Raw genomic sequence first — 14,303 nt, forward strand, 5'->3', positions numbered from 1 at the left:
TTGCGCCTCGCGGCGGGGCCATGGTCTTTTTTTTCGCCGACGCCCATGCCCTGCGCGGGCCGCGCCGGCACGGCGCTTTCCGAGTCAACGCGGCCGTACGAAGGCGACAATATAACCGGGACGCAATGACACCATGAATACAATCAGTATTTTCATATCACTGGCCGCATCAGCGATTATCATCTTCACGGTCATCTTCGTTCTGGTCAAGGACTGGCGTGACCAGGTCATGCGGTACTTCGCGTTTTTCGCTACCTCGGCCCTGGGGATCCTGTTCACGATGTTCCTGACCTACGCGTTCCCCGAAGATTTCGACCTGACCCTCATGAACAAGATCACGCAGCTGTCGACGCTGATGACGTTTTCCAGCCTGTTCTGCATGTCCTTTGTTTTTCCCAAGACGGCGAAGAGGTTTCCCTTCTGGATATCCTTCCTCATACTCATTCCCGCCATCGTGATGGGATCGGTGGCCGTTTTTACCGACTTCACCATTACAAAGGCCTATTTCAAGGACGGGGCGTTCATCCGGGACTTCAACCAGGATTTCCCCGGTTACACCGTGTACGCGGCGCTGGCTTTCCTCTACGTTCTTTCGGCCCTGGGCGGGTACGTGCGGAAATACATCATCACGAAGGAATATATCTACCGGCTCCAGATGCGCTACCTCTTCGTAGGCTCCTCGGTTTCCATGACGCTCGCTTCCGTTTTCTCCATTATAATGCCACGTTTTTTCGGCTACACGGTGCTCTATGTAATAGGCCCCGCCGTGGCGACGTTCTTTACCATCGCCTCGCTCTTCTACTCTATCATCGCCTACAACATGCTGGATGTCAGGACGGTCATCCACAAGACCTTCGTATACACGATCATTTCCATGGTCATCTCCCTCCCTATATTCGGGATCGTCTGGGCCTACAGCCGGAAGCTCTGGATACTGGGCGACGTTCCCTATTACCTGATCGCGGGAGCGGTGGTCTCCGTTTTCATCCTCTTCTCGGTATTCGTGCAGCCCTTCATCGACAGGGCGTTCAAGCGCAAGCAGTACGCCTTCGGATCGGTGGTCGATAAATTCGTCCGCGACATCTCTGCGGAAAAAAGCCTGGACGACGTGGTCCGGAGGACCGTCGACGTCCTCCGCGACGGCCTGTCGCTCAATCACGCCTTCTTTATCCTGCTCAACGACCAGAGCCGGAAATACGAGCTCTTTTATTACAAGGGGGGGCGCGAAAAGCCGGAACTCCCGCCCATCGAGCGGAACGCCCCCATCATCCGCTGGTTCGTCCGCAACCAGGAGATCCTCCAATTGTCCCGGGTCTATACCGACGACAGGTCCTTCGCCGAGGTCCGCGACGAGATTGCGTCGTTTTTCAACGATAACGGGGTGCAGGTCGTCCTGCCGGTGTACCACGAGCGCCGCGTCGCGGGGCTCCTCTGCCTGGGGATGAAGGAGACCCTCGCCGGCTATCATACCGACGAGATCGACAAGCTCAGGCAGTTCAACGTCAAGAGCAACGATTACATCTCAACGGCCCTCACGTACCAGAAGGCGATGCAGGAACAGATGGTGACCCGGACGATCGACGTGTCGTCGCGGATCATAAACAGCGCCGTCCCCGTTTCCCTTCCCAATATCAACAACATCAAGTTCGGCGCCTTCATCATCCCGAAATACTCCCAGGGGAGCGATTACTTCGATTTCATCCGGCCGGGAGAGCACGGCGTCGGCATCATCGCGACGGACATTTCCGGCGTCGGGGTAAACAGCGCCCTTTACTCGGTGCTGCTCCGCTCCGCATTTCACTCCAGCATCCTCGATGCGCCGTCGACGTCCACCGTCATCGGCAACATGAACAGGGTCCTGTGCGATTACGGCAAGGGGAAGGGCGAGCTGGTCACCGCCTATTACCTCTATTATGACATCAGGTCGATGCGCCTCATGTACACCAACGCCGGCTATCCGGCGCTGGAGATGTTCCGCATCGAAAAGAACAATTTCGACTCCTTCGACACAGAGGGGATTCCCATCGGCTACGACCCGGGGGCGACCTACGGCATAGGGCGGACCGACCTGGTGCGGGGCGACATCGGCATCCTCTATTCAAAGACCCTGACCACGTCGAAGAACCAGAAGGGGGACGAATACGGCATCCTGAAGCTCCGCAATACCGTCATGGAGAACAGGACGCGCGGCGCCCAGGAGATTGCGGCGCAGATAAAGAATTCCTTCGAAGCCTTCATGGGCCTCCTGTCGCCCACGTCGGACGTGGTGGTGCTGGTCTTCAAGATCGTCTGATCGGTGTATCCCCCAATTTTTTAATTTTTATGCATAAATAGCCAAAAATTTTCAGTTTAATATTGACGTTTTGGTTTTAATTGTATAAAATATAGGTAATAATATTAGTTAATCTTTTCGGTCTGTCATTCGGTCATGTTATTATAAAATTAAATTTTCATGTAAGGTTGCGGTCAGCGGTTTGTTGTGCGCTGATGGGCAAAAACAGTCTGAGGGGACGCTAGTATTGATTTAAGCTTGCATAAACAGAGAGAATGTGTGGGAGGCTGTAATGATCAATAAAGGTACCCAGGTAAACAGGGCTTATATCGGTGATGGCGATGATGTGTTTCTGGCAAATTCAATTTTCGGCGAGGATTGCTGTCATGAGCTCAAGGAAATCGACAAGCATGAAATCATTGTAAAAATATGCGAAATCCTCGGGCCCAATCCGTCCAACCTGCAGCTGGCGGAGGACATCCTCGACCAGGTGAAATTTGAAATCGCACGTTTTGTCATTCATCATGAGTACTGCAAATGCAACAACAACAGCGTGCGCTCGCAGCTATTGTTATGGCTTGACAGCAAAATCAACCCTGATAAGGTCCATAAATTATCATCATTTATGGACAAATACCTGAAGTAGGAGTTTGCATTCAACAGATGTTCCTGATCATGCCCCCCTGTCGAGGGGGCATTTTCATTAATAGTGAACCAACGGACCATGCCGTGAAAAATACCTCGCTCCTCGTCCATACCTGCTGCGCCCCCTGCGTGAGCTATGTTCACGAGCTTTTCGCCGAAAGCCGCGACGTGACCGTTTTTTATTACAACCCCAACATCGCGCCGCGGAGCGAATACGACCGGCGTCTTTCGGAGCTGGAGCGCTTCGGCCGGATCAAGGGTTTCAGGCTTGTCGAGGGCGATTATAACGACCGGGAGTGGACCGCCCGCGTCGAGCCGTACAGCGGCCTCGGGGAGCGGTCGCGGCGCTGCTGGGAATGCTATCGCTTCAGGCTTGAGGAATCCTTCCGGAAGGCCCGGGAGATGAAGATAGCCGCCGTGACCACGGCCCTGTCCGTCAGCCCCCACAAGGACGCGGCCATGATAAACGGCATCGGGAAGGAGCTCGAAGCTTCCTTCGGCATAGCCTTCATCGAGGGGGACTTCAAGAAGAACGACGGCTACCGACGCAGCGTGGAGCTGTCCCGCGTGTATGAATTTTACCGCCAGAATTACTGCGGCTGCATCTATTCAAAGCAAGAGGCCGAGGCCCGCGCGGAGCGTAAGGGCGGGCCCGGTCAATTGACCCAGCGGATCTTGTCGTAGTTTCTCACCCTCTGACGCTCAAGCATTTTTTTCCATTTCCGCTCAATGCGGGCGCCGGCAAGGTCGGCGTTGGTCAATTCCGCGTTTTCCAGGGACGCGCCGTCGAGGTTGGCCTTGGTCAGGTCGGCGCTGTTGAGGTTAGCCCCCTGGAGCCCGGCCCTGTGGCAGTTGGCGTCGCGCAGGTTCGTGCTGATCAGGTTCGCGTGCTGAAGTTTCGCCTCGGAAAGATTCGCCTGGGGAAGGCTCGCGCCCTGGATGTCGGCGCCCGTCAGGTCGGCGCTTATCAGACGCGCCCCTTCAAGCTTCGCGTTCCTGAGACAGGAATCCTTCATGACGGCCCCTTCCAGGTCGGTCCAGATCATACTGGCCCCGGACAGGTCGCTGTTGTCCAGCAGGGCCCCGGCGAGGCTCGCCTTCCGCAGATTGGCGTTCGTCATCACGGCCCAGGAGAGGCCGGCGCTTCCCAGGTCAGCCTCCGCCAGGTTGACGCCGGCGAGGTTCGCTCCCGTGAGGTCGGCGCCGTTGAGGTTGATCCCCGCCAGGTCGGCGCCGGAGAGGTTAGATTTCGCGAGGACCGCTCCCTTCAGGCGTATGTTCTGCAGGTTGCAGCGCGCCAGGTTGACGCGGACAAGGCGGGCCTTGTTCAGGTTCGCGTTTTTGAGGTTCGCTTTGTAGAGGTCGGCCCAGGCGAGGTTCGCGCCGTTCAGCTGCGCACCGCTCAGGTCGGCGCTCCTCAGGTTGGCTCCCCTGAGGTTCGCTCCGATAAGGTTGGCCCCTGAAAGGTTGGCCCCTGAAAGGTTCGCGTTGCTCAGGTTGGCCTCCTCGAGTTTCGCGCCCGCCAGTTCCGCGCCGCGGAGCTCCGCGTTGCTGAGCTCGGTATCCCCGCGCATGACGTAATTGTAATCGCTTTTATTCCCGCCGATCGCGAGCATGCAGGCTGACAGGCCGCAGATGGCGGCGGTAATGGTTATTGCGGTAAGGGTGTTTCGGATCATGGCGCCTTCTCTAACACAGTTTCACTACTTGTTCTCGGAATCGATTACTTCTTCGCCCTGGGTGTTCATGCGCGCCGCTTCCCGGATCTTCTCCTTGTCCTGGTCGGTCATGCGCGCTCCCTTTTTGAGAAGCATGTCGGCGATTTCATTGTGCCCGTTCATCGTGGCCTTCATGACCGCGGTGAGGCCGGCTTTGTCCGCACTGTTGAGGTCGGCGCTGCTCCCCGCGAGGATCTCGATCGTTTCCTTCTGTCCGTCGGCCGCCGCCTTGATCAGGGCGGTCTGCCCGGCGTTATCGGCCGCGTTCACGTCGGCTCCCCTGGCGAGAAGAAGCCTGACGATATCGGTATTGCCTTCCGCGGAGGCGTTCATGAGCGCGGTGGATCCGTCCTTGCTCCGTGCGTTTACGTCGGCGCCGCCCTTGACCAGGGCGGCGGCAATATCCGGATAATCCTCCTCCGCTGCGATGACGAGGGCCGTCCGACCCGGATTTACCTCTTCCCGGGCGTTCGCGTCGGCTCCCCTGGCAATAAGCTCGTTCACGCTGGCGATGTCGCCCTTGACGACGGCGGCGATGAGTTGCCTGTTGAATTCAGACTTTTTAACACAGGACGCGATGATGAAGGACATTATCATGCATGATATCAGGGCCTTGTTCATCGGAATGCTCCATGGCAGTGTTTGTCGGCGGCCCGGGACGTCGGTCATGTCCGTCCCGCGGCTTTCTGTAGTATAATTGATTATGTCCGGTAAAAGTCAATTACAATAATGGTCGCGCAGCGTCACGATTTCATCCCCTCGGCCGTATAATGCCTCAGTATCCGCCACGCCGGGTAGGCGAGTCCCGCCAGCCCCAGCAGAAACACGATACGGATGATCCATGTCGATACCGGCGGCTCCAGGGCGGAGTAGGCGAAGGCCTCGTTCTTTTTCTGCGGCCCGGCCGTGAATTCGGCCATGGGCAGCTTCCGGTCGAAGGTGGAGGGTATGTCATAGGCCGGGGGAAGGCTGTACCGGTTTCCGTAATAGAGCCTGAGGGTCCCGCCACCCTTCCATTCATCGCGGGACGGCAGCTCGAAGACCAGCTCCTCCCGGGGTACGTAGACCGTGAGGGACGCGAGGGTGAGGGGCACGTCGTCCTTGTCGATGACGACCAGCTTGAGGGAGCCCGTCACCGGCTGGTTCATATCGATGACCTGCTCGGCCGGGTCCCCGCCGCTGCGGGAGAGTCTCGCGGCCATGACGCGGTAATAGTTCTTGTTCCCCGGCGCGATGGAGTACACCTCCATGAGACGGTTGTAGCGCTTTTCCGTGAAGGCCATCACCAGGCGGCTTATCTTTTTCCGCCCGCTGTTCTCGTAATAGTACACGCTTCCCTGGATGTCGCTGTCCCTGTCTCTGGTGATCGATTTCATCGGGACGCGGATGATATAATAGGATTGCTTCCGCGCCGCAGTGTAGTACGCTTTCGGAAAAGTGAAATCCTGGCGCGCGTTGATGCGGATGCGCAGGAAGCGCCTGTCCCCCATGGCTAGCCTGATCATGTTGTTCCTGGTCCCCTGGTAGCTGAACACGGCGTAGTTCCCGGAGGATTCCCACTCTCCCGCCTTCTTCCCGATTTCCACCAGGGCCGAGGCCTCGAACTGGTTCACCGCGCCGATTTCAAGGGCGTTGTACTCCGCGCCGGCCGGCGGGTCCGGGAGCTTCAGCACGTAGGTGGCGCTGGTGTTGTCCCCCTGGCGGAAAATGACCTCCGGCACGGTGCTCCCGGAGAGCTTCGGATCGTCCAGTGTCATCCTGGTCATGTGCGGGCGCGGGCGGCCGTTCCAGGTGACGCGGTAATCGGCGCTGCTGCCGTAGCGTATCATCTCGTCATCGAGGGAAAACTTCCCGTACACCGGGGCAGGCGCGTCGGCGCCGCGGGGGGCGGCGTTGATGGCCTTGTAATAGTGCCAGCTGGAGGCGCGGAAAGTCTCCGCCGCTGCGGCGGCGGACCCCGGTCCGAAATCATACCCGAGGAGCGACAGCGCGGCCGCGGCGACAATGGCCGCGGTGGAGCCCTTCTTCGGGAATATCCTGTCACGAAATTTCTGATACACGATGCTCAGGGCAACCATGGCGATGCCCAGGGTGAATCCGGCGATTATCTTCACGAGCTTGCTCATGGTCCAGATGTCGTGGAGATAGAACTTGAGGACCACCAGTCCGGCCAGGGCTATGCCGCTGATGCGCAGCATCTTGTTCTTCATGATGAGGCCCAGGGCGAAAAAAAGCGCGGCGTAGAGTGACAGGACGTAGGAATACCCCAGGTTCCGGTAATGGCGGTCGACCACAAAGCTGTAGTTTTCCTTCAGGCTCCCGATGATGATCGTGACCATGGCGGCAACGGCGAAGCCGATCATGTAGGGCCCCAGGGGCTCCTTTCTGCGGATGACGTATGCGGCGCCCAGAAGGAACGCGGCCAGGATGAACATGAAGAAGCGCGCGTTGAACAGGAGGATGAAGCCGACAGGGGTCGCCTCGATGAAGTAGAGGCGGATCAGTGCGGCGGTCCAGAAGGGGAGCGACGCGAACAGGCACTCCCGGGACCGCCAGAAGGCGCCCATGGCCGAGAGCACGCCGGCGAAGACGATCCACGAGACGGTGATGTACCTCCCCTCGGCAAAATCGGTGATCGCCGCGAAGAGCGTCACGATGAAGAAAAGCACCATCATCGACCTAATGATTATCATCCGTGTTTTCATGGGCGGCTCCCTGTGCGAAAATATTGAATATGTAATACGATAATGCCAGCATTCCGGAAACGAAAAGGATGAAATGCGGCCTGAGGCCCATATGGAACTCGTTAACGGTCCAGATGCCCAGCCAGAGGAACATGGTTACGGCGGCGGGAATGATGACGAGGCTCGCCCTGCTTACCGCGGCCCTGGCGCGCGGGATCACGGCGGTCTCAACGGCCATGAACAGGAGGAAGATGTACAGGATAAACAGGAACGGCACCGTGAAGCTGCTCCGGTGGAGGTTTTCCGCGGCCCATATGGCGTAGACGAGGGTATCCGCTCCGAGCAGGACAAAGGGCGCGACGCGCCAGTAACGCCTGAAGCTGATCGCCAGGTATCCCGCGTTGACGAGGGCGATGTAGCCGAAGAGGAAGCGGTACGAGTTCTCACCGCGCGACATGAGGAGCGGGGCCAGGAACGCGCCGGCAAGGCTGAAGATGTAGAGTATCTGGCTATCGGCCCGGGCCGCCACCAGGGCGATGCAGGCGCTCAATATGAAGAGTGCCATGAAGGTTTCCTCGCGGCCGAGAAGGCCGTAATAATAGTAGGCCCCGAAGACCGCGACATAGAGGATGGCGCACCCGGTGCCGATGATCGAGTGGGCGATGATGCGGAGGCGGCCCCGGGCCAGGTGCAATCCAAAAGAAGTCACGCCAAAGCCGGCGATAAGGCCGGTGTAGATCCTTCCCGATTCGTTTATCCATTGCCTGTCAAAGGCGTACTTGATGAACCACGCCGTGGCCAGAACCAGGGTGAGGAGCCCCAGCTTGCCCAGGATGTTGCCGCCAACCAGGGGCTCGAATTCCGGCACTACCTTTGTCTTGATGTAAAGGCCGATCCGTGATTCTTTCCTTGGCCTGGGGGCCGGAGCAGGGGTTTCCGGCGGCGCTGCGGCCTCCATCGGGGACGGTTCCTTCGCTCCCGGCTCGCCGAGCTGTTTCCTGATGGAATCAAGCTCCTGCTGCAGGGCGTCGACTCTGCGGCGCAGTTCGGTGATCTCGCTCTGGTTTATCATGACCGCACTCCCGTTGATGATGTGAGGCGCGATAGACTGACACGGAGGTGATTATAAGGGACTGTTAAATAATATGCAAGTATTTTATGGCATAGATCTTGAAGCGCCGGGGCCCGGTCCCGGGGGTGAGAATGTAAAAAGTTATACTTACGGCTTGCCGATCTTATTTTGACGGCGCGGCCATTGGTCCGCCGGAGGAACTCATACCGCCGATCCCGGAAAAATTCGACAGGCGGTCCTTGACATATTCCGCGAATGTTCCTACATGGACGTCGTATTTCCAGTAGCCCTTGTCCGCAATCGTTCCGTCAGGATTGTACATGGTGCCGATCCCGTGCTTCTTTCCGTCTTCCCACTGGCCGACATATTTGGCGCCGTTAGCGAAGGTTATCGTCCCCTTGCCGCTCCTACGGCCATCCTTGAACTTGCCGACATATTTGTCGCCGTTGGGCCATGTATAGGTCCCTTTTCCATGCAGCTTGCCTTCTTTCCACTGGCCCTCATACTTCTCGCCATCGGAATAGGCAATGGTCCCCTGGCCGTGCATTATGTCGTTTTTAAACTCGCCGGTGTAGGTGTGGCCTGCCGCGAATGCCAGGGTTCCCGTTCCGTGCTTGTTCCCTTTTTTGAACTGGCCCGTATACTTATCGCCATTGGTATACGTATAGGTCCCCTGGCCGTTTTTACAATCACCCGATATGCAATCCCCGAAGCTGTAACCGGTGATGGCTGCGACGAGGAGGCATGTCAATATAACGTATGTTTTCATAATTACCCTTAATAAGCCGGAATATGGCGTAATAGTAATAAGACGATTTTCTTCGTGTTTTGTTTCCTGGCCGATGGTTTTCGGAATGCTTTTTTTTAAATTGCAATCCTTTAAATCATCAATACATCAGCCCTATCAGGAGAAATATCCGGCAGCCTTAACCGTGGCAAGAAATAAATTAATTGTGCCAGAATATGCCGTTCCTGATCACGGCCTGGTCACGCTGGTTGAACACCTCGAAGCGGATCTCGCCCCTGGTCTGCGATTCGTAGCCGATGAGGGTGAGAGTGTCGCCGGGGACCACGGGACGGGCAAAGCGCACGGAAAATCCCCTGATTCGCTCCATGTCGCCGCGCAGGACATGGTCCAGGAGGGCGTTGCTGGTCATGGCCGCCAGGCAGACACCGTGGAGGATTGTCCGGGGAAGGCCGGCCAGCTTCGCCAGAACGTTGCTGGTGTGCATGAAGTTCGTGTCCCCGGAAACACGGGCGTACGTGAGCTGCTGGCCCTCCCGTGTTTTAAATGTCACTCTGAAGGCCTCGTCCGGCTTTGTCTCTTCCTGTTTCGCGCCGTGGGACGCCCCGGTTTTTTTCCTGACGATAAATCCGGTCACGGCCTCCATTGCCGGAGCGTCTGAGTCGTTCACGATAAATCCTTTCGTCCGGAGATTCACCATCTCTCCAGCGGGGGTGTCGACGATGGAGTCCACGGACATCTCGATGCGCAGGGCATCGCCAATCCTGATCGGCCGGTGCCAGTGGGCTTCCTGCTGGCCGTGGACCATGCGGAACAGGTTGATGTGCAGGTCACGGTTGACGAGGAAATATTTGAACATGGGATAGAGGAGGCGCGACATGTAGAAGGGCGGGGCGATGGAGCGTTCGCCGTCATAGCGACGGGGATTGTCCAGGGTCGCGTCGACATAGACGTAGATGTCGTCGTGACGTATGGGAGGGAACTCCCGGGTGATCCTGTGGCCGACCATGTCCCTGTTCATGGTGTCGTATTTCAAATGGCGCAGCATGGCGATTAGCAGGGACAGATTGTTCCTATCCATGGGCATCTCCTGTAATGTCTATGATGTTGTTACCTGCCTGGATTCTTTTCCATCGATCTTTTCAAGAGATCGGTCACGCACTTCCCCTTATGGCAGACGGGAACGCATTTCCATGGCGCGCACCGGTAATTCCGCGGGCACTTCAGGGCATGAAACTCATTCCCGATTGCCGCAAGTGCCGCTGCGGCTTTACCGTCGGTTACGCCGCCGCACTTTGACGCCGTCGTGGACTGTCCGTAGCAGGCGCAGTCGGAATCGGCCGAGCATAAGCCGCCGGCGGCGCCAAGGACCCTGTCGAATCGTTTCTCCAGCTCCGCGCAACGGGGATCAGCTGCCGATTCAGAACATGAGCAGGCCCAGAATGCCATGATTATCGCCACGGCTGAAGCCATCATCAGGTTGAGTGGCATGATTCTCATGTATTATCATTGCAATGTATGATTTGTTTTGGCAAGAGATTTTTTCAATATAATGTTCGCCGATGCGGGTCCCGGGTGATATTTCACATTCTTTTAAAATTTCTTCTTGATTTCCAGTTGAGATTTAATAATGTAAACATCCTGCCGACTGCAGTATATGCATAGGCTGGCCTCATCTGAAATACTGTTTTCCGTGAAATACGTTTTGAATTGCTTCCGTACGCGATACGATCAGGATTCTAAATAATTTTGTGAGCGGTTTTCTGCATAACCATGCAATTTAACTCAATAGAATACATGCTTTTTCTGCCTTCTGTAGTGTGTCTCTACTTTTTGATGCCATATAAATTTAGACCTTATTTCCTGCTGCTGGCAAGCTATGGCTTTTATATATATTGGAAGGCGGAATATGCAGCAATAATTGTCGCTATAACATTGCTTGGATATGGAGCCGGTCTGTTGATCGGCAACGATTCGTATGATTCAAAAAGAAATTATATTTTTACCATAAGCATCATCGGTATTATAAGTTTTTTGCTGGTGTTCAAGTATTCGAATTTTTTAATCGGCAATTTGAATTTACTTTTTCATCATAATCTGAACATTAATACCCCGCCCATGCAATTACTGCTGCCCCTGGGCATTTCCTTTTACACATTCCAGGCATTGAGCTATGTCATCGATGTGTATAAAAGGCAAAGAGAGGTTGAAAAAAACATTGTCCATTTCGCGTTGTATGTCACTTTTTTCCCGCAGCTCTTTGCCGGTCCCATAACCCGTTCATCGATGCTGCTGCCCCAGATAAAAACGAGGCAGGGTTTCGATTATGAAAAGTTCGTTGATGGTCTGATTTTAATTGCCTGGGGTTTATTAAAAAAAATCGTCATTGCCGATAGGATTGCAATGGTTATTGAGCCGATTTTTAATCATCCACGGGTATTCTCATCAACCGCGCTGTTTATTTCAGCTGTTTTTTATTCCTATCAGATCTACTGCGATTTTTCCGGATATTCCGACATTGCCATAGGTTCAGCCAAATTATTTGGATATGACCTGATGTGGAATTTTGAAACTCCCTACCATTCCCGTTCGTTGAGGGAGTTCTGGCAGCGGTGGCATATATCCCTTTCCACTTGGTTCCGTGATTATGTTTACATTCCGCTGGGCGGGAACCGCGTAACGAAAGCGCGCCGTTTGTGGAATCTCTTTGCCACGTTTCTTTTAAGCGGTCTGTGGCATGGGGCCAACTGGACATTCGTTGTGTGGGGCATGATTCATGGTCTATTGTTGATAATCGGAATTCTTCTGGCCAATGTAAACAAACGACTGGCTGCTTTGATATCGCTGCACAGGGTCCCGCGGTTGCATAAATGCCTGCAGATCGTTTATACGTTTATTCTGGTTACCTTCGCATGGATATTCTTCAGATCCGGCTCCATAAAGGAAGCCTGGAGATATATTACATACATGTTTAAAAACACGGGGGGGGCGCATTATCTTGATTATAACATAGATACGACCCAGGTTTTAATAATACTGGTGTATATCATTTTTTTGGAATTCATTCAAAATGTTCAAAAGAATGAAAAGCTTCGGTCCTATCTGCTAGCAAAGCCCACGGCGGCCCGGTGGTCGTTCTACGTTATAACGCTTCTCAGCGTTATACTGGTGGGAAAATTCGGCGATAATAAATTCATATATTTCAATTTTTAATAAATGAAAAAATTAATTATTAAATCTCTGATCCTTTTTTTTATTATAATTGGTATTCTGGTTCTCTGTTTTTTTGTCCCTTTTAATGTTGACCATTCGTTGGGCTCGATTTTCAACCAATATCGGATATTGGCGGAACCGGCGAGTAAAAGCAGGATCATTATTATTGGCGGGAGCGGATCCGCATCGGGAGTCAATTGCAAGAGAATTGAAAATGAAACCGGTTATAAATCAATCAATCTCGGATTGTTTTATGGATTGAGATCGGAGTTCACCTTTAATAATATCAGGATGTATATTAAAAACGGCGATATTGTCGTTATGATTCCTGAGTATGGTTCCCTGGATTTAAATGATTATAATGCTTATGAGAAAAAGTGGGGGTTGGCGTATGATTATAGCAATATTGTTAATTACAATAATCCCGCGGAGTTAATCAGGGATGTTCATGAATTACTCCAGTCAAAAACAGTGATACTCTATACCCGCCTGGTAAATTTGAATATTAAAAACATGTTCGTCAACGGGTATTACTTTTATGATGTATATTTCGATAATAGCGGCGATATGAATAAAGTTAAATCAAAGATATTCCGCCCCTATGATAAAATAGATGGATACAACAGGACACTTCCGGCATTAATATCGAATCGTGGAATAGAAGTATTAAAAAGGAACAACCGATTAATAACATCAAAAGGCGCGAAGCTCGTCCTTTTTTTCCCGGCATTTCCCCGGCATGAGTACTTGAACAATAAGATTAAAATCGATGATCTCTATCATATCTTGAGGACGAAAACTAATGTGACAGTTTTAGGTACACCCGGGGATTTCGCCTATGACTACGAGCTGTTTGCCGATACGACATTCCATTTGACGAATAAAGGCGCTGAACATCGTACGAAAATGATCATAGATAAATTAATAGAAGCGAATCTGATAACCGATCAGAGGCGCATCTGAATTCTGATGTTCGGGGTTCCCGCGGTTTAATAATAGCTGGATCCGTTTTTAAAAAAATTTTTTACGATCATCCTTCCCGTTCGTTTACCACTGTATGACTGAATTAAACAAGGAACAGTATCGTGCGTCCCGGGCCGATACCGGCGTGAGCCTTGTCCTGGCCGGGGCGGGCACGGGCAAGACTAAGACCTTGGTGGAGAAGGTTGTCAACGTCATGGGGGAGCTGGGGATAGATCCCTCCGGCGTCCTTCTCCTCACCTTCAGCCGCAAGGCGGCGGAAGAGCTCCGCGAGCGGGTGGCGTTGCGCTGCGGCCGCGGCAGGGAGATCACGGCCGGGACCTTTCATTCCTTCTGCTTCGATCTTCTCAGGCGGAACAGTGAGGCTTTCATGGAGGCCGGCGGTTTTTCGCGGTTTCCTTCCGTCGTGGATGATGAGGGCGGCAAGGCTATCCTGATGGAATTGATCCGCCGGGACATGGACAGGTTCATGGGCGTGCCCGCCGGGGTCATCCATGACCTCATGATGAGGAGGGGCCGTCTCGACGGATGGAAGAAGAGGAAGATAGAGGGATCGGGCCTCGGCGTGCAGCTGGCTAATCTCGGAGAAGAATACCGGGAAACCAAGCGAAGGAGGGGCCTCATCGACTATGACGATATGATGATGCGCGCCATTGAACTTCTGGAGCGTAACGGCGCGGTGCGTGCCGGTGTCCTTGCCCGGTACCGGTATATTTTCGTCGATGAGTTCCAGGACGTTTCCGATGAAAACATCAGGCTCCTCAAGCTCCTGCTTCCCGACCGGGAGCGCAATCTATTCGCCGTGATCTCTGCACTCGATTCCCCAAACTTCCTCACTTCGGCCAACTTCACTAACCCATAAACCTTGATAGCCTTCAAAGCCGAAAACTCATCCAGATACATTTGGCTATACTCAGGTGAAACGTAGGAGTAGTTCCTCATACACGTTTTTAAGGCACGTTGATTCCCCTCG

13 protein-coding genes are annotated in these 14,303 nt (G+C 53.9%); 6 read left to right on the forward strand and 7 right to left on the reverse strand.

What is annotated here, in order from left to right:
• Positions 1 to 133: 133 nt before the first annotated feature.
• The 3 genes from KA369_15655 (at position 134) to KA369_15665 (ending at position 3,601) form a co-directional block, all read left to right on the forward strand.
• Positions 134 to 2,293, forward strand: coding sequence for a SpoIIE family protein phosphatase (locus KA369_15655; protein ID MBP7737416.1), 2,160 nt, complete (start codon positions 134 to 136; stop codon positions 2,291 to 2,293).
• A gap of 271 nt (positions 2,294 to 2,564) precedes the next feature.
• Positions 2,565 to 2,918 carry a hypothetical protein gene (locus KA369_15660; GenBank protein MBP7737417.1) on the forward strand — a complete coding sequence of 118 codons (354 nt, stop codon included), beginning with the start codon at positions 2,565 to 2,567 and terminating at the stop codon, positions 2,916 to 2,918.
• A gap of 83 nt (positions 2,919 to 3,001) precedes the next feature.
• Positions 3,002 to 3,601 (forward strand): epoxyqueuosine reductase QueH, encoded by a 600-nt coding sequence (locus KA369_15665; protein ID MBP7737418.1) that lies wholly within the window; start codon positions 3,002 to 3,004, stop codon positions 3,599 to 3,601.
• Here the strand turns inward: KA369_15665 and KA369_15670 are convergent.
• From KA369_15670 to KA369_15700, 7 genes are all read right to left on the reverse strand, one after another.
• Positions 3,574 to 4,596, reverse strand: a complete 1,023-nt coding sequence (locus KA369_15670; protein MBP7737419.1) for a pentapeptide repeat-containing protein — start codon at positions 4,594 to 4,596, stop codon at positions 3,574 to 3,576. The genes KA369_15665 and KA369_15670 overlap by 28 nt on opposite strands.
• Before the next feature lie 24 nt (positions 4,597 to 4,620).
• Positions 4,621 to 5,256 carry an ankyrin repeat domain-containing protein gene (locus KA369_15675; protein MBP7737420.1) on the reverse strand — a complete coding sequence of 212 codons (636 nt, stop codon included), beginning with the start codon at positions 5,254 to 5,256 and terminating at the stop codon, positions 4,621 to 4,623.
• A 122-nt stretch (positions 5,257 to 5,378) separates the two neighbouring features.
• Positions 5,379 to 7,340 carry a DUF2339 domain-containing protein gene (locus tag KA369_15680; GenBank protein ID MBP7737421.1) on the reverse strand — a complete coding sequence of 654 codons (1,962 nt, stop codon included), beginning with the start codon at positions 7,338 to 7,340 and terminating at the stop codon, positions 5,379 to 5,381.
• Entirely contained in the window at positions 7,315 to 8,391 is a 1,077-nt protein-coding gene (locus tag KA369_15685) for a DUF2339 domain-containing protein (protein MBP7737422.1), read from the reverse strand. The genes KA369_15680 and KA369_15685 overlap by 26 nt, the downstream gene beginning before the upstream one ends.
• Before the next feature lie 163 nt (positions 8,392 to 8,554).
• Positions 8,555 to 9,160: a hypothetical protein gene (locus KA369_15690; GenBank protein MBP7737423.1), complete on the reverse strand. Its 606-nt coding sequence runs from the start codon at positions 9,158 to 9,160 to the stop codon at positions 8,555 to 8,557.
• A 178-nt stretch (positions 9,161 to 9,338) separates the two neighbouring features.
• Positions 9,339 to 10,217: a MaoC family dehydratase N-terminal domain-containing protein gene (locus KA369_15695; protein ID MBP7737424.1), complete on the reverse strand. Its 879-nt coding sequence runs from the start codon at positions 10,215 to 10,217 to the stop codon at positions 9,339 to 9,341.
• A gap of 29 nt (positions 10,218 to 10,246) precedes the next feature.
• Positions 10,247 to 10,627, reverse strand: coding sequence for a hypothetical protein (locus KA369_15700; protein MBP7737425.1), 381 nt, complete (start codon positions 10,625 to 10,627; stop codon positions 10,247 to 10,249).
• 282 nt (positions 10,628 to 10,909) lie between these two features.
• Between KA369_15700 and KA369_15705 the strand changes: the two genes are divergently transcribed.
• From KA369_15705 to KA369_15715, 3 genes are all read left to right on the forward strand, one after another.
• Positions 10,910 to 12,349, forward strand: a complete 1,440-nt coding sequence (locus tag KA369_15705) for an MBOAT family protein (protein MBP7737426.1) — start codon at positions 10,910 to 10,912, stop codon at positions 12,347 to 12,349.
• A gap of 129 nt (positions 12,350 to 12,478) precedes the next feature.
• Complete coding sequence (locus KA369_15710) at positions 12,479 to 13,312, forward strand: hypothetical protein (GenBank protein MBP7737427.1); 834 nt, start codon at positions 12,479 to 12,481, stop codon at positions 13,310 to 13,312.
• Between the two features lie 94 nt (positions 13,313 to 13,406).
• A complete protein-coding gene (locus tag KA369_15715; protein ID MBP7737428.1) occupies positions 13,407 to 14,192 on the forward strand; it encodes a UvrD-helicase domain-containing protein in 786 nt (261 codons plus the stop codon).
• Positions 14,193 to 14,303: the final 111 nt, after the last annotated feature.

The organism is Spirochaetota bacterium, from assembly GCA_017999915.1.
Lineage (GTDB): Bacteria > Spirochaetota > UBA4802 > UBA4802 > UBA5550 > RBG-16-49-21.